12 protein-coding genes are annotated in these 15,748 nt (G+C 61.9%); 4 read left to right on the top strand and 8 right to left on the bottom strand.

Features of this window, described 5'->3' with window-relative positions; all coding sequences use genetic code 11:
- Window positions 1-77 precede the first annotated feature (77 nt).
- Together pxpB and AC522E_RS02420 are read left to right on the top strand one after the other, a co-directional pair.
- Complete coding sequence (gene pxpB, locus AC522E_RS02425; RefSeq protein ID WP_500748815.1) at window positions 78-821, top strand: 5-oxoprolinase subunit PxpB; 744 nt, start codon at window positions 78-80, stop codon at window positions 819-821.
- Window positions 818-1,876: a 5-oxoprolinase subunit C family protein gene (locus AC522E_RS02420; protein WP_500748814.1), complete on the top strand. Its 1,059-nt coding sequence runs from the start codon at window positions 818-820 to the stop codon at window positions 1,874-1,876. Before pxpB ends, AC522E_RS02420 begins: the two co-directional genes overlap by 4 nt.
- A 56-nt stretch (window positions 1,877-1,932) precedes the next feature.
- Here AC522E_RS02420 and AC522E_RS02415 read toward each other — a convergent pair whose 3' ends face one another.
- The 8 genes from AC522E_RS02415 to uxaC form a co-directional block, all read right to left on the bottom strand.
- Window positions 1,933-4,134, bottom strand: coding sequence for a malate synthase G (locus AC522E_RS02415; RefSeq protein ID WP_500748813.1), 2,202 nt, complete (start codon window positions 4,132-4,134; stop codon window positions 1,933-1,935).
- A 191-nt stretch (window positions 4,135-4,325) separates the two neighbouring features.
- Window positions 4,326-5,840 carry a sensor domain-containing diguanylate cyclase gene (locus AC522E_RS02410; RefSeq protein ID WP_500748812.1) on the bottom strand — a complete coding sequence of 505 codons (1,515 nt, stop codon included), beginning with the start codon at window positions 5,838-5,840 and terminating at the stop codon, window positions 4,326-4,328.
- A 245-nt stretch (window positions 5,841-6,085) separates the two neighbouring features.
- Window positions 6,086-7,567 (bottom strand): mannitol dehydrogenase family protein, encoded by a 1,482-nt coding sequence (locus AC522E_RS02405; protein WP_500748811.1) that lies wholly within the window; start codon window positions 7,565-7,567, stop codon window positions 6,086-6,088.
- A 7-nt stretch (window positions 7,568-7,574) separates the two neighbouring features.
- Complete coding sequence (locus AC522E_RS02400; RefSeq protein WP_500748810.1) at window positions 7,575-8,417, bottom strand: ABC transporter permease; 843 nt, start codon at window positions 8,415-8,417, stop codon at window positions 7,575-7,577.
- A gap of 7 nt (window positions 8,418-8,424) precedes the next feature.
- The gene (locus AC522E_RS02395) at window positions 8,425-9,306 is read right to left on the bottom strand and encodes an ABC transporter permease (RefSeq protein ID WP_500750565.1); all 882 of its coding nucleotides are present in this window, start codon (window positions 9,304-9,306) and stop codon (window positions 8,425-8,427) included.
- Between the two features lie 38 nt (window positions 9,307-9,344).
- The gene (locus AC522E_RS02390; protein ID WP_500748809.1) at window positions 9,345-10,418 is read right to left on the bottom strand and encodes an ABC transporter ATP-binding protein; all 1,074 of its coding nucleotides are present in this window, start codon (window positions 10,416-10,418) and stop codon (window positions 9,345-9,347) included.
- 14 nt (window positions 10,419-10,432) lie between these two features.
- Window positions 10,433-11,620, bottom strand: a complete 1,188-nt coding sequence (locus AC522E_RS02385) for an ABC transporter substrate-binding protein (RefSeq protein WP_500748808.1) — start codon at window positions 11,618-11,620, stop codon at window positions 10,433-10,435.
- 51 nt (window positions 11,621-11,671) lie between these two features.
- Entirely contained in the window at window positions 11,672-13,075 is a 1,404-nt protein-coding gene (gene uxaC / locus AC522E_RS02380; RefSeq protein ID WP_500748807.1) for a glucuronate isomerase, read from the bottom strand.
- Between the two features lie 121 nt (window positions 13,076-13,196).
- On the opposite strand from uxaC, the gene AC522E_RS02375 reads away from it, so the two are divergent.
- Complete coding sequence (locus tag AC522E_RS02375) at window positions 13,197-13,922, top strand: GntR family transcriptional regulator (protein WP_500748806.1); 726 nt, start codon at window positions 13,197-13,199, stop codon at window positions 13,920-13,922.
- A 69-nt stretch (window positions 13,923-13,991) separates the two neighbouring features.
- Window positions 13,992-15,524 carry a UxaA family hydrolase gene (locus AC522E_RS02370; protein WP_500748805.1) on the top strand — a complete coding sequence of 511 codons (1,533 nt, stop codon included), beginning with the start codon at window positions 13,992-13,994 and terminating at the stop codon, window positions 15,522-15,524.
- Window positions 15,525-15,748: the final 224 nt, after the last annotated feature.

The following is a 15,748-nucleotide window of genomic DNA, read 5'->3' as shown; positions in this document are numbered from 1 at the left end:
CTGACGGCACGTGTCCGCCTTCACCATGTCAGTACCCGTTGAACGATCCCCTCCGATGTGAGATGGGCCAGCCCACAATGATCGAATCGTCCAGTACATCCTTGCAGACACCGAGAATTCTCATCTGCGGCGACGGAGCCCTGTCGGTGGAGTTCGGGGACGTCATTGATCCGTCGATCAATGGCAGGGTCCTCGCCCTGGACGAGATCCTCCGGGCGACGGCGCCGGCCGGGGTGCTCGAAACCGTGCCCACCTATCGCTCCCTGCTCGTGACTTTCGACCCGACCCTGACCGACTACGACGCCCTGGTCCGTCGGATCATGGCTGAGACGCAAAACCTGGCACCCCGTGCGACGACCGGGCGGCGCTGGAAGGTGCCAGTCGTCTATGGCGGCCCTTACGGAATCGATCTCGAGGAGGTGGCGGAGCGCCATGGCCTGTCCGTCTCGACGGTGATCGAGCTGCATGCCGGTGCCGTGTACCGCATCTATATGATCGGCTTCATGCCCGGCTTCGCCTATCTTGGGGGCCTGGACCCGCGGCTCGCGACCCCGCGCCGGACGCAGCCCAGGTCAAGAATTCCCGCCAGTTCGATCATTATCGGCGGAACGCAGGCGGCAGTGGCATCCATCGAATGTCCGAGCGGCTGGCATCTTCTCGGCCGGACTCCCGTCCGCAGTTATGACCCGACAAGAGACCCGGCCTTCCTGTTCGCCGCAGGGGATGAGGTCGTCTTCGAGCCAACCGATGCGGGGCGTTGGGATACGCTCGAGCGTGCTGCCCTGGCCGGAGACCCGATCGCCGAGCAGGTGGCCCTATGACTGCACTCGTGATCAAGACCTGCGGCCCCATGACGTCCCTTCAGGATCGGGGACGCTTCGGATATCAGCGGTTCGGCGTCTCCACATCGGGTGCGATGGACCGCCGAGGCCTCGCCTTGGCCAACGTGCTCGCAGGCAACCCTCCCGAAACCGGCGCCATCGAGTTCATGCATCTCGGCGGGTCTGTCACCGCCAGCGGCGGCGATGTCCAGGTGGCCCTGGCCGGTGCGGACAGCACTCTCAGTATCGATGGCAAGCCGGTCGGTCCGCGCATCTCGGTCGTTCTGAAGGACGGACAGACCGCCGTGATCAGCCATGCAAGAACAGGCCTGTTCGCCTACCTTGCCGTCGCGGGCGGCTTCTCCGTCCCGCCGCAGCTTGGCAGTCTTTCATTGCATCTCCGGTCCCGGATGGGCGGCCTTGACGGATGCCCCCTCCGGCCCGGAGATCGTTTGGAATGCATGAGCGCCGAAGAGGCAGGGTCGCCGATGCAGTTCCCGGGAGAGTTACCCGACGACAGCGGGCCCATTCGTGTCATGCTCGGGCCGCAGGACGATTATTTCACCCCCGATGCGGTCCGCACGTTTCTCGAGAGCGAGTTCACCGTCAGCCCCCAGGCCGATCGGATGGGATTTCAGCTTGCGGGCCCTGTTCTCGAGCATGCCAAGGGCTTTAACATCGTCTCCGACGGCATTGTCGATGGCCATATCCAAGTCCCCGGCAATGGCCAGCCGATCGTGCTGATGCGCGACCGCCAGACCGCCGGCGGCTATCCTAAGATTGCGACCGTGATCAGCGCCGATCTGGATCGCTTCGCCCAGTTGCAGCCCGGATCCCCCGTTCGCTTTCGGGCAGTCGGGCGTTCGGAGGCCGTCGCGGCGGCCCGCGCCCTGAAGGAGTGGATCGCATCCCTCCCAGCCATGATCGTGCCGGTGCGGACAGACCTGACCACTGAGCATCTCCTGGCTGCGAACCTGATCAGCGGCGCCGTCGATGCCCTTCGTCCACACCATCACGACACAGGAAGCGAGCCCGGCGCTCCGACGGCGCCTTAGGATGCCGCAAGGCGGCTCCGCCGCTATCGCGACGGGCCGACCGTGTTCGAGGAAAGCTAGGCGGTCCGGACACCGCTCTGGTCGATGCGGTCGGACGCGCCTGCCGCCTTCGCTTCGCGGCGACGCTTGTGCAGGATCCACTCGGTGTAACCGTTGGGCTGCTCACGGCCCTTGAAGATCAGATCGCAGGCGGCCTGGAAGGCAGGACCGTCGAAGCCCGGCGCCATCGGGCGATAGAGCGGATCCCCGGCATTCTGGCGGTCGACGACCTCTGCCATCCGCTTCAAAGCCTGCATCACCTGGGCTTCCGTGACAATTCCATGGCGCAGCCAATTGGCCAGATGCTGGCTCGAGATGCGCAGCGTCGCCCGGTCTTCCATCAGCCCGACGTCGTGAATGTCGGGTACCTTGGAACATCCGACGCCCTGGTCGACCCACCGCACAACATAGCCGAGGATGCCCTGGCAGTTGTTGTCGATTTCCTCCTGCACGGCTTCCGGTGCCCAGTTGGATTGCGAAACGGGGATCGTGAGAATATCGGAGAGCTTCGCCGGTGCGCGCGTCCTCAATTCCTGCTGCCTGGCCTGAACGTCGACCTCGTGGTAGTGCAGCGCATGAAGCGTGGCGGCCGTCGGCGACGGCACCCAGGCCGTGTTGGCTCCCGCATTGGGATGGCCGACCTTTTGGGCCAGCATGTCCGCCATCTTGTCCGGCGCCGCCCACATGCCCTTGCCGATCTGCGCGTGGCCCGGCAGCCCGCAGGCGAGGCCAACATCGACGTTGTTGTCCTCATAAGCTTTGATCCAGGGGGTCGATTTCATATCGTTCTTGCGGATCATGGGGCCGGCTTCCATCGACGTGTGGATTTCGTCCCCGGTGCGATCCAGGAAGCCCGTATTGATGAAGAAAATCCGCTCCGCCGCGGCGCGGATGGCACCCTTCAGATTGACGGTGGTGCGGCGCTCTTCGTCCATGATGCCCATTTTCAGCGTGTTGCGCGGAAGGGAGAGCATGTCCTCGACCCGTGTGAAGAGATTGTTGGCGAACGCGACCTCGTCGGGACCGTGCATCTTGGGCTTCACAATATAGATTGAACCCGTGCGGCTGTTGCGCAGGGCACCGCCGCTGCGCAGGTCGTGCATTCCAATCAATGACGTCACGGCGGCATCGAGGATGGTCTCGGGAACCTCCTGTCCGTCGTCGCCGAGCACAGCGTCAGTGAACATATGGTGCCCGACATTGCGCACGAGCATCAGGCTACGGCCATGAAGGCGCACTTCGCCGCCGGCAGGCGCCCGATAGATACGGTCTGGATTGAGGCGCCGCTCCACGACGCGCCCGCCCTTCTCGAAGCGTTCGACGAGGTCGCCCTTCATCAGGCCGAGCCACGTGCGATAGATCTCGACCTTGTCATCGGCGTCCACCGCTGCGACGCTGTCCTCGAGATCCATGATCGTCGAGAGCGCAGCTTCCACAATCACGTCGGCAACCCCGGCGGGATCCACTGCCCCGATCGGATTCTCCCGATCGATACGAATGTCGACATGCAGTCCATGATGACGAAGCAGCAGCCCGGAGGGAGCGGGGGCCTCGCCCTGATAGCCGGCGAACTGCCGTGGATCGGCAAGCCCGGTCACCGTCCCTTCCCGAAGACGTACCGTAACGGCACCACTCTCGATCGCATAACCGGTGGCATCCTTGTGGCTCCCGGAAGCAAGTGGGGCGATCCGGTCGAGGAATGCGCGGGCCCAGGCGACGACCTTCGCACCGCGGACCTTGTTGTAGCCTCCGCTCCGGCCTGCCCCGCCTTCCTCGGAAATCACGTCCGTTCCGTAGAGCGCATCATAGAGCGAGCCCCAGCGGGCATTGGCAGCGTTCAAGGCATACCGGGCGTTCGAGACCGGCACCACCAATTGCGGTCCGGCGGTCCGGGTGATCTCGTCATCCACATTCGCCGTCGATACGGAAAAATTCCCCGGTTCATCCCGAAGGTAGCCGATCTTGCGCAGGAACCCCTCATAATGCTCTCGGTCGAGCGGCTTTCCCGACCGCTCTCGATGGTAGGTGTCGATCTGGCTTTGAAGCCTGTCGCGGAAGGCAAGCAGGTCGCGATTCCGTGGAGCGAGTTCACGAATGAGCTCAGCGAGACCGCTCCAGAACCCATCCGGCGATACGCCCGTGCCCTCCAGGGCCTCCCCGTTCACGAAATCGTAGAGAACCGGTGCGATCTGCAGACCATGCTTCTGGATGCGCTTCATTATTTCCGCTTTCCTCGGTGACGCCCCTCGATTCTATCCTAAGGCCCCTGTCGGGAAAAAGGAGGGGAGGATCATCAAAAGGTCGATGGATCGTCTTCAACCGGATCTGGCCCGGATATCCCAGGGGAACCGGCGATGGCGCGCCTGGCGCTCCCGCAAAGGCCCATGAAACACCCTGGCCCTGCAGTGGATCAATACCCGTCGAGACTGATATCGCTTGCCACATCGGGACGCCGGCCCTGGTCGCCTAGCGCATAGATTTCCCGCTTGGCCTCATACATCAGCAGATCGGCCCTCTTCACGACATCCTCGAGCCGATCCCCACGTTCTCCCGTCGCCATGCCCATGGCCAAGCTCAGGGGCTGGCTGGAATAGAACTGGTTGTTGATGACGACGAGCCGCTCGATGTTCTCCATCACCATCGCGCCCTCGCGCTCATCGGTATTCGGAAGAAGCAGAGCAAACTCGTCGCCGCCTATGCGTGCGGCGTAGGCGGGTTTGTGGATCGCCTCGTTCAGGACCTCGCCGGCCCGTCGGAGCAGGGCGTCGCCGGCCGCATGCCCGAGTTGATCGTTCGTCGCTTTCAGTCCGTTGAGATCGGCCACGATGATGGTGACCGGGAACGGGCCCTTGCGTTCAAGGCGATTCAGTTCGTCGACATAAAACGAGCGATTGTAGAGCTTCGTGAGAACGTCGTGCTTGCCGAGATACTCGAGATAGGCCTCGGCCTTCTTACGGGCGGTGATGTCCGTCAGAGCAACCTGAACCAGGGACCAATCATGCTCGTGTCCCGGGAGGACCGAGAATTGGAGATGCAGATGCAGCTCGTCTCCAGCAAGCGAATAATTCATGACCTCGCGCCGCTGGAAGATTCTCCCTTCCCAAAGATCGATCAGCTGCTCCCGAAAATGAGGCTGCATTTCGTCTCGGAAGATCTCCGGCAGGCTTCGCAGCAGGGTTTCCTTGTCAGGCGCGGCGAACAGTTCAAGGGTATGCTGGTTGACATCGATGACACGAATCTCGCTCATACAACGCTCGACGAATTCGGGGTGTACATCGGTGAATACCCGAAAATCGCTGATGCCTTTGTCGCGAACCTCTTCGAGGAGACGTCTGACGCTGCTGAAATCCTCGACCCAGAGCGATATTGGCGAGTGCTCGAAGAGACCGCGCGCGTATTCCTCGCTCCGGGCAAGGCTGCGACGGGCGGATTCACGCTCGGTTACATCTTCGATGGCGATCAGGACCCGTTCCCAGCTTTCCTCGTGCCCCGGAAGGATCGCCCCCTTGAGTTGGATGTCGAGACGGCGGCCGGACAGGGTATAGTTGACGGTATTGCTGAAGAATTCCCTCTTTCCTTCCCAGAGCTGTACCAGCTCGTCGATATGGGTCTTCAGCATGTCATTGCGAAAGATGCGACCGAGATTTGCGACGAGGTGCGCTTGGTCGTCGGCTTCGAAGAGGGTCAGCGTCTTTCGATTCACCTTGACGACGCGAATTGCGTCCGAGCACGTTTCGACGCGGCGGGTGTCCTCCTCCAGAAATGCCCGGAGAGATCGTATGCCGTCCCTGTGCCACTCGGTGAAGAGCTTCTTGATCCCGCTATAATCCTCGAGCCAGAGCGACACTGGAGCAAGATCGAACATCTCTGCATCGTCGTTCTGGCCAGCCGAGCCGATCCAGGTATCGTCTTGAGAAAGCGACATGAAGAAATCCAGCAGGACCGGTCAGAAAGGGTGCTAACCTGACATCCAGGATCGCTTTATCGCAAGTATTTCGCCCGGCCTAGATCCGATCTGCGGCAAAACGACTTCGGAATCTATACATGGATATACTGTATTTATCTGTTATAACATGGTCTTGATGGTCTGTTGTATCCGCCCTTCCGGATCTGGCGATCTCGGGCAGGTATGTCGTTCCTCCGTCTTTCCAGGCATGTCGGAGCCGGTCGTCAGGACGTATGCGACAGCCTGTCGACAGTGGCACGGCTGCCGTCCCGATAGAGTTTGGACAAGGCATCGGTGACGGACTCCGTGAAAACCGGATTGCCAGGGAGATCGTCTCCGAAGATTTCGCGGATGCCGAACAATCTTTCTGCGATCTTCGGAGGGTCGGCCTGCACGCCATCGGTGAGAGAGCGCAGACGCTCGGCCATCGGATCCCGAACATCGATCGGTGCGCCGTTCTCGTCGATTCCGGTTACGTATCGCATCCAGGCCGCAACGCCGAGCGCCAGCCGCGAAATGGGTGCATTCGCACCCAAACGGTCCCGAACCGTTCCCAACAGCCGCTGCGGCAACTTCTGCGAGCCATCCATGGCGATCTGTGCGGTGCGATGCTTCAGTGCCGGGTTCTTGAAGCGCTTGCGAAGCGCGCGCTTATAGGACTCGATATCGGCGCCTGGTGGCATGTGCAGCGTCGGCGCAACCTCCTCGTCCATCAGGCCCTGGATCAGCCTCTCGAAAGCCGGATTGGCCATCGTATCGGCCACCGTCGCATAGCCTGCGAGATAGCCGAGATAGGCGAGCGTGGAGTGGCTTCCGTTGAGGAGCCGCAGCTTCATATGCTCGAAAGGCTCGACATCGGCGACAAACTCGGCTCCCGCTTGCCCCCATGGAGGGCGCCCTTGCGGGAAATCATCCTCGATCACCCATTGCGTGAAGGGTTCCGTGACGACCGGCCACGCGTCCTCAACGCCGAGCAGATGCGCAATCCGGTCCCGATCCTCGTTCGTCGTCGCAGGCACGATCCGATCTACCATCGTGGAGGGACAGGCGACATGATCTCTGACGAAGGCGCCGAGATCCGGATCGACCAATTCCGCATAGCGCGAGAGCACCTTCTTCACCGTGCGCCCATTCGATGGGAGATTGTCGCAACTCATCACTGTGAAGGGGGCGATACCCGCCACGCGTCGGCGGCGCAGGGCCTCGACGATCAGACCGGGGGCGGTCCGCGGCTGCGTCGGATTCGACAGGTCGTGAACGATGTCCGGATGGGCCTCGTTGAGCGCTGCTGTCGCCGGGTCGTGGCAGTATCCTTTCTCCGTCACGGTCAGGGAAACGATCCGCACGCCGGGGTTTGACATGGCATCGAGGAGGACTTCCGGCGCCTCAGGGGCGACGATGACCTGCGTGATCGACCCGATGATCCTGAGCGCTTCACCATCCTCGGAGCGAACCGACAACGTGTACAGCCCCCCTTGCGGCTCCAGGGCATCACGGGTCTCGGGACTCCGGAGGCTCGACGCAACGATTCCCCAGCGGGGATCCTGATCGAGAACGAGATCCGTATAGACGGCCTGATGGGCACGGTGAAAAGCGCCGACTCCCAGATGCACGATGCCGGTTGTGACGCCGCTGCGATCATAGCGAGGACGCGCAATCGTCGTGGGCAGGCTGGAAAGTTCAGCCGGATTCAAACGCTTCGACATCACTGCCTCAATGCGCAGGTTGCTGCTTAGCACGAGTGACGATCTGGGTCGGGTTGACGAACCGCAGGGCTATGATCAGCCAGACGAGCGTCGTCACCATGTAGATCACCGCCATGGCATCAATGGACTGAACAGCGCGGACACCGGCAGCGAAGACGGCATAATAGAGCGCGACGACCAGCGTCTGGCTCGTCGGCCCCGCGACGAGGAAGGTGAGTTCAAACATGGCGATCGTCCGCACCAGAACCAGAAGAAGGGCCGCCAGGATGCCGGGCAACAGAAGCGGCAGCAGCACATGGACGAAGAGCTTGAAGGTATTGGCACCGAAGACCCGCGCCGCCGCCTCGAGCTTGGGATCGATCTGCTCGATGAAGGGGATCATCACGAGGATCACGAACGGAACCGTGGGTACGAGATTGGCCGCGACCACGCCCCAGAAGGTTCCCGCCAGGCCGGTCTGATACAGCACCGTCGCAAGGGGGATGCCGAATGTGATGGGCGGGATCAGAAGGGGCAGAAGAAACAGGAGCACGAGAAGACGCTTGCCGGGAAAGTCACGCCGCGCCAGCGCATAAGCTGCCGTGACTCCCAGGGCGCCGGAGATGAGGACCACCGCGCCGACCACCTGGAAGGTTACGATGAGCACATCGCCCAACTGAAACTCGTTCCACGCGGAGGCATACCATCGGGTGGTCCAGCCGATGGGCAGCCAGGTGCCGAGCCAGCGCGTGGCAAAGGAACTCGTGACCACCGTGGCGATCATGGCCAGAAGGTTGACGATGAAGAAGCCGACCAGGGACCACACGGCGACGGCCCAGAGCTTCGCGCCCAGAGTTGTATCTCGGATCATCGGCTCATCACCCTTTCGCGCCAGACGCCGGACCGCGGTAGAACAGGCCGCGGGAGGCGAGAACCGCAACGACGATCGCCAGCTGGACGAAGCCCATGATCATCGCAACGGCGGAAGCCATCGAGTAGTCATACTCCTCGAATGCCGCCTGATACGCGGCAATCGAGATGACCCTCGTCGGTCCCGCCGGCTCGCCGAGCAGCACCGCCGAGGGGAAGACTGAGAATGCCTGCACGAAGGACAGGCAGAACGTAATGGCGAAGCCTGGCATCAGCAGCGGCAGATAGATGTACCGGAACCGCTGCCACGCATTCGCCCCTAGCGTCGCGCTGGCCTGCTCCAGAGCCGGATCGATGCCCGTGACATAGGACAACGTCAGAAGGAACGTGAACGGAAAGCCGGTAATCAGCAAGGAGGCAAAAACGCCCCAGTAATTGTGAACGAGCCGGATCGGTTGCGAGATCAGCCCGAAGGTCAGGAGCGTCCGATTGAACCATCCCTGAGGTCCGAGATAGTTCAGAAGTCCCTCCGCAACCAGGACCGTACCCAGAGTGATCGGAAGAACGAGGATTGTGGTCAGGAGGCGCTGGCGTCGCATGAGCCGGACCCGAAACGCGACGGGCACCGCCAGCACGAGGTTCAGAACCGTCACGGGGATGGCAAGCGCCAGAGTCTTGGCGATCGTGTCGTAGAGATAAGGGTCGGAAAAAAAGCGCTGGTAGTTGGTGAGCGCACCGCCGCCGCTCTTCGGTTCGAACGACAGAATGAGGCCGAACGCGAACGGGTAGACGAAGAGGCAGAGGCTGAAGATGGCGGCCGGCAGCACGAGCAGCGTAACGGCATCGAAACCGCGTGCCTCCAGCCGCTGCCGCAGGCTTGGTCCGGTCATGGCGTCCGAAGCGGAAGCATGCATGGTCGTTACTCCCCTCACGCCGGCTCGGCGAAGACAAGGGTGCGCTCGGCATCCGCTCTCAGGTGAACGGCCGTTCCGGGCTCCACGGCGTGAGGAGAACGGAACACAAGCTCCAGGCCGCCCTTCGTGTGCGCGGTGCCCACGAACTCCCGGCCACGATACTCCGCCGTGTCGACGATGACCGACAGCGCGTCGCTGCCGGCCTCAGCAACGATGAGATCGTCAGGACGGATCGCAACATAGACGGGAGCGCCAACAGAGATCGGCTCCCTCGTTGCGCCCCCCAGTCTCGCTCCCTCGACGTCGATGACGGCGCGTCCGTTCTCGATCGCCACCGCTGTTCCCTTGAGCTTGTTGCGATAGCCCATGAAGTCGGCGACATCGAGATGCGCGGGCGCGTCATAAAGCTCCTTGGGCGTCCCTACCTGCCGCACGACACCATCGCGGAGCACGACGATCCTGTCGGCCAGCGAAAGGGCCTCATCCTGGTCGTGCGTGACATAAATCGTGGTCGCACCGAGCTCGTTGTGAATGCGGCGGATCTCGGCGCGCATCTCCAGACGCAGTTTCGCGTCAAGATTTGACAGCGGCTCATCCATCAGGACGAGAGGCGGTTCGATCACGATGGCCCGTGCGATGGCAACACGCTGCTGCTGGCCGCCCGAAAGCTGACCCGGCAGCTTGTGCCCCTGCCCTTGCAACCGGACGAGGTTGAGGGCCTCGTCGATCTTGCGCTCCATCTCGGCCTTCGCCGTGCCGCGCATCTTCAGGCCAAATCCGATGTTCTGGCGAACATTGAGGTGGGGGAAGAGCGCATAGTTCTGGAAGACCATTCCGAATCCGCGCTCTTCCGGCTTCAGGGTGTCGACCCGGTTCTTGTCGAGCCAGATCGCCCCTCCCGTTACCGGCAGGAGACCCGCGATGCAGTTCAGCGTCGTCGACTTTCCGCAACCCGACGGCCCGAGCAGGGCGATGAATTCGCCTCGCCTGATCGTCAGGTTGATGTCGCGCAGGGCGTTGAGGGTTCCGAAGTCGCGGCTCACCCGATCGAGCCGCACCTCATCGAACTGCGAAAGTGCAATTGCCATCGCGGGTCCCTTCCTTACTTGCGCTTCGAGCCGCCGACCTGCTCGTCCCAGATGCGGAACGCGACGACCATCTGATCCGGCTGGAGGGGCAGTTCGATCGGGTTGTCGGCGATCAGCTTCTCATATTCAGGACGTCCATACTCCTTGATGGCAGCCTGACTGTCCGCCGGAGCCATATCCAGAGTGACGCCCTTCACCGCAGGGCCGGGATAGAAGTAGCCCTCGTCGTAGGTGTAGGCCTGCTGCTCTTTCGTCAGCAGGAAGTTCATCAGGTCGAGCAGAACGGCAAGCTTCTCGTTCGACAGGCCTTTCGGCACGCACATGTAATGAGCGTCCGCGACCCAGTGGAAACCCTTCAGGCTGGCGACCTTCGCTTCCTTCGGCACGACGCCGAGAACGCGCGGATTGATGTCCCACCCGGTCGTGGAAACTGTCATGTCGCGGGAGCCTTCGCCGAGCTCCTTCATGACGGCGCCCGTGCCGGAGGGGTAGTACTCGATATACTGCCCCAGTTCCTTGAGGTAGGCCCACGTTTTGTCCCAGCCCTTGGCGGGATCCTGGGGATTGCTGTCGCCGAGAATATAGGGAAGGCCCATGATGAAGGTGCGCCCGGGGCCGGAATTGGCGGGACGGGCATAGATCAGCCGGTTCGGGTTCGCCTTCGCCCAGGCGAGCAGTTCCTCGGCCGTGGTCGGAACGTTCTTGACCTTGTCGGGCATGTACTCGAGCAGCGGGCCCGAGGGATAGTACGTCACCACGACGCCCTGGCCTTTGGCAAGCGTCTGCATCTTGGCCGCAGCCGGCAGGAAGATATCATCGAGCTTGGGCAGCGCGCCCGCATGGGCAGGCAGCAACTCGACCCAGAGCTTCTGCTCGATGCCGGCGGAGAGCGCATCGGTTCCGGTCAGCACCAGATCGATATCGACCCGTCCGGCGTCCTGCTGCGCTTTGATCTTGCCCGCGAGTTCGGGGGCCGGCGCTTTCGTGAACGTGATGCGTGAAACGAGATTCGGCTTCGCCTTGCGGTAGTTCTCGATCGCTTTCTGCGTCAGTGCCAGATTTCCGGCCACGTCGATGACATTCAGCGCGACAGGCTCTTTCGGAAGCGCCAGCTGGGCCATGCTCGGGCCCGCGAAGGCGGCAATTCCCGCGGCACCGGCGACGCCGCCGACAAAGGTCCGTCTGGTGATATGGTTCGTCATTCTCTTCCTCCCATTCTGTGCGGCGCGGCCCTTATGGGCCCGCGTCCGGCATCACAGCTTGTAAGCCTCTTTTGCGAGGCGATAGGCGAGATCGTGAGCTACCTCGTTCGCTTCGTCTTCATCGAGGCGATGGGTCGTCACGAGATTGGCAAGAAATGCGCAGTCCACCCGGCGGGCCATGTCGTGGCGGGCCGGAATCGATAGATAGGCCCGCGTGTCGTCATTGAAGCCGACCGTATTGTAGAAGCCTGCCGTTTCGGTGGTGAGTTCGCGGAACCGCTTCATTCCCTCGGGAGAATCGAAGAACCACCAGGCCGGACCGAGCCTGAGGGCCGGGTAATGGCCTGCCAGCGGTGCGAGTTCGCGCGAATAGGCCGTCTCGTCGAGAGTAAAGAGGATGATGGTCAGATCGCGCTCGTTTCCAAAGCGATCGAGCAGCGGCTTGAGGGCCGATACATAGTCCGTGCGGGAAGGGATATCGGCTCCCATGTCGCGGCCGAACTGCAGAAAGATGCCCTCGTTGTGGTTGCGCACGGACCCGGGATGGATCTGCATGACCATGCCGTCCTCGAGACTCATCGCCGCCATTTCGGTCAACATCTGGGCGCGGAAGAGCTCGGCCTCTTCGCGGCTGACAGGGCCGGTCGAAACTCTCCGGAAGAGATCTTCCGCCTCGCTACGGGGCAGATCCGCCGTCCTCGCCGTCGGATGGCCGTGATCGGTCGAAGTGGCACCATAATCACGGAAATAGGCGCGTCGCCTACGGTGAGCTTCGAGATAGCCACCCCAGGTCTGGGTATCGCAGCCGGTGATCTCGCCGAACAGCGCCAGATTGTTTCGGAAGCCCTCGAAGTCCGGATCCACGACGGGATCGGGTCGATAGGCCGTGACGACACGCCCTCGCCATCCGGATTTTCGGATGGTCTCATGGTGCCGGAGGGCATCGAGAGGGCTCTCCGTTGTGGCGATCGCTTCTATCCTGAAGCGATCGAACAGGGCACGAGGGCGAAATTCGGGAGTTTGGAGCGCGGCGCTGATCCGATCGAAATAGGCATCCGCCATATGGGGGGACAGCCTTTCGGTAAAGCCGAAGAGCGTCGCGAAGGTGTGGTCCAACCATAAGCGGGTAGGTGTGCCACGAAACAGATGGTAATGCGCTGCGAAACGCTGCCAAACGGCGCGGGCATCATATTCCGGAGCCTGCCCGTCCCGCTTTCGAATGCCGAGGTCTTCGAGACGGACGCCCTGGCTGTAAAGCATCCGGAAAATGTAGTGATCCGGAATGACGAAGAGTGATGCCGGATCGGGAAAGGGCTCGTTCTCCGCAAACCAGCGCGGATCGGTGTGGCCATGCGGCGATATGATCGGAAGATCCTGGACGGAAGCATAGAGGCGTCGCGCCACGGCGCGCGCGTCTGGCTCGTTCGGAAACAGCCGGTCCGGATGGATCAGCATGGCGTTACTCCCTCGGTACCCATGCCCATTTTGGATGCAGGCGGTTCAGGTGCCAATTCCGGTCAGCTTAGAGCGACACTGGTCGCTTTGCAATGGTCTACTAGTATGGTAGTATAGTAATATGGATGGCAGAACTCTTCCTAAGCTTGATATCCGGCCGGAATCGATCGCCCGGCATGTGACCCGCGCCCTGCGCCAAGCTATCGTAACGATGCAGCTTGCACCGGGGGAGATGCTGTCCGAACAGGATCTGGCGCGCCGCTTCGGGGTGAGCCGCTCTCCGGTGCGGGAGGCTTTGATCAAGCTGAGCGAAGCCGGACTTGTCCGCGTTCTTCCCCAGCGGGGGACCCAAGTCGTAAAGATCTCCAGAAGCGGCGTTGAGAATGCCCGCTTCATCCGGGAAGCCGTGGAGACGGCCGTCGTACGCGATGCAGCCCTCAAGGCGAGCCCCGCCATGTTGGCCGAACTGAATTCCAGTTTGGGCCGTCAGCGTCGTGCACAGCGTTCCAGATCGTCGGAAGAGTTTCTTGCTCTCGACGAGGAGTTCCATCGACTGCTCGCTGAGACGGCTGGCCGCTTGGCGGCGTGGGAAATGATCGAGGATGTCAAGCCCCAGATGGACCGGGTGCGGTTTCTCGACATGGCCCAGGCCACACCTCGGCATATCGTCGTGGCCCAGCACGAGGTCATCGTAAGCGCGATCCGAGCTGGCGACCCAGCGGCCGCGCAGACCGCGATGCAGGAACATTTGAGCGAGATCCTCCGCTCCCTGCCGGAATTGCAAATTCAGCATCCGGATCTTTTCGAGCAGGAATCGGCCACGCCTTCTACGGCGCTGATCGCGTGACGATCTCATCCGCCTTCGTGCATGTCGATGCGGATCCTGGAAAGAGCAGAATACGCAAGGTGACGAGACATGTTTGACAAGCACCCTTCGGACCCTCGGACAATCCGTCTCCATGAGCGTGACAACGTAGTCGTTGCTGTGGATCCGCTATCTCCGGGATCGGTGGTGCACGGCGTCACCGTTCGCGAGCGCATCCCGCGCGGCCATAAGGTCGCAATCGGTGGAGTTGGCGAGGATCAGCCTATCCTCAAGTTCGGACAGATCATCGGATTTGCCGCGAAGCCGATCGAACCCGGTGAGTGGGTACACGATCATAATATCCAGCTTCACGGCTTCTCGCGCGACTACCGCATTGCCGAAGATGCGGTCCGAACGCCTGTCCTTCCACTTGAAGCGCAGGCGACGTTCGAGGGGTTCCGTCGAGCGAATGGGAAAGTCGGAACCAGAAACTATCTCGCCATCCTCACCAGCGTGAACTGTTCGGCCTCGGTTGCACGCTTCATTGGCCGTGAGGTGGAACGTTCCGGACTGCTCGGCAACCATCCCGAGATCGACGGAGTCATCGCCCTGGTTCATGGGACGGGCTGCGGCATGGATCTGCGTGGCGAGGGATCAGAGATTCTGAAACGGACGCAGTGGGGCTACGCGTCGAACCCTAACATCGCGGGCGTGCTGATGGTGGGGCTAGGGTGCGAGGTGTTTCAGATCGCCCGGTGGAAGGAGCTTTACGGGCTTGAGGAGAGCGAGAGCTTCCGTACGATGACGATCCAGGACGTCGGCGGGACGCGCAGGACCGTCGAAGCGGGCGTCGCCGCCATTGCGGACATGATCCCATCCGCGGCACGGGCCCGCCGGGAAACGGTGCCGGCGTCGGAGCTGACGCTCGCCCTGCAATGCGGCGGCTCGGACGGATATTCGGGCATCACCGCCAATCCGGCACTAGGAGCGGCCGCGGACCTGCTCGTTCGCCACGGTGGGACGGCGATCCTCTCCGAAACGCCTGAAATCTATGGCGCCGAACACCTCCTTACGCGCCGGGCTGCCACGCGGGATGTCGGGGAAAAGCTTCTCGACTGCATTGCCTGGTGGGAGGACTATACGGCCCGTAATCGAGGCGAGATGAACAACAATCCGTCGCCGGGCAACAAGGCGGGAGGCCTCAGCACTATCCTAGAGAAATCCCTCGGCGCTGCCGCCAAAGGCGGCACCACGGCCTTGAACGCGGTCTATCGTTATGCGGAACCCGTCACTGCAAAGGGTTTCGTCTTCATGGATACGCCGGGCTACGACCCGGTTTCTGCCACGGGGCAGGTGGCCGGTGGCGCGAATGTTCTCTGCTTCACCACGGGCCGCGGCTCCGCCTATGGTTGCAAGCCGACGCCCTCCATCAAGCTCGCGACCAACAGTGACATTTATCGCCGGATGCTCGACGACATGGACATCAATTGCGGCGATATCCTCGACGGAGTCTCGATCGAGGAGAAGGGTCGCGAAATTTTCGAAACCATCCTCCAGGTAGCATCGGGCCGCCGCACGAAGTCCGAAGAACTCGGCTATGGAGACGCCGAATTCCTCCCGTGGCAGGTTGGGGCTACGATGTAACGATTGAGCAGCCAGCCCGATGGGTTTCGGGCTGGCCTCACGGGCCGCTGGAGGTGGTTCTATCTCCGCCCGCTGCTCCCGAAATGGCGACGCTCTGATCTTCAGTATCGCTTAACGCTGATCGCGGTTTCCCTTTCAGCATGGGCGGATGGCCCTTAAGATCGGCTGCCAATCCAATCCCTCACCAAACGCGACCACAAAATGTCCGCATTCTTGCCGCTGTT

This window comes from Microvirga sp. BF8 (genome assembly GCF_059888585.1).
The sequence above is the reverse complement of the archived record's forward strand: the minus strand, read 5'-3'. Positions and strand labels throughout refer to the sequence as shown.

Coding starts and splice junctions, on each gene's coding strand:
- pxpB (WP_500748815.1), top strand. CDS start 78: ATGATCGAATCGTCCAGTACATCCTTGCAGACACCGAGAATTCTCATC.
- AC522E_RS02420 (WP_500748814.1), top strand. CDS start 818: ATGACTGCACTCGTGATCAAGACCTGCGGCCCCATGACGTCCCTTCAG.
- AC522E_RS02415 (WP_500748813.1), bottom strand. CDS start 4,134: ATGAAGCGCATCCAGAAGCATGGTCTGCAGATCGCACCGGTTCTCTAC.
- AC522E_RS02410 (WP_500748812.1), bottom strand. CDS start 5,840: ATGTCGCTTTCTCAAGACGATACCTGGATCGGCTCGGCTGGCCAGAAC.
- AC522E_RS02405 (WP_500748811.1), bottom strand. CDS start 7,567: ATGTCGAAGCGTTTGAATCCGGCTGAACTTTCCAGCCTGCCCACGACG.
- AC522E_RS02400 (WP_500748810.1), bottom strand. CDS start 8,417: ATGATCCGAGATACAACTCTGGGCGCGAAGCTCTGGGCCGTCGCCGTG.
- AC522E_RS02395 (WP_500750565.1), bottom strand. CDS start 9,306: ATGACCGGACCAAGCCTGCGGCAGCGGCTGGAGGCACGCGGTTTCGAT.
- AC522E_RS02390 (WP_500748809.1), bottom strand. CDS start 10,418: ATGGCAATTGCACTTTCGCAGTTCGATGAGGTGCGGCTCGATCGGGTG.
- AC522E_RS02385 (WP_500748808.1), bottom strand. CDS start 11,620: ATGACGAACCATATCACCAGACGGACCTTTGTCGGCGGCGTCGCCGGT.
- uxaC (WP_500748807.1), bottom strand. CDS start 13,075: ATGCTGATCCATCCGGACCGGCTGTTTCCGAACGAGCCAGACGCGCGC.
- AC522E_RS02375 (WP_500748806.1), top strand. CDS start 13,197: ATGGATGGCAGAACTCTTCCTAAGCTTGATATCCGGCCGGAATCGATC.
- AC522E_RS02370 (WP_500748805.1), top strand. CDS start 13,992: ATGTTTGACAAGCACCCTTCGGACCCTCGGACAATCCGTCTCCATGAG.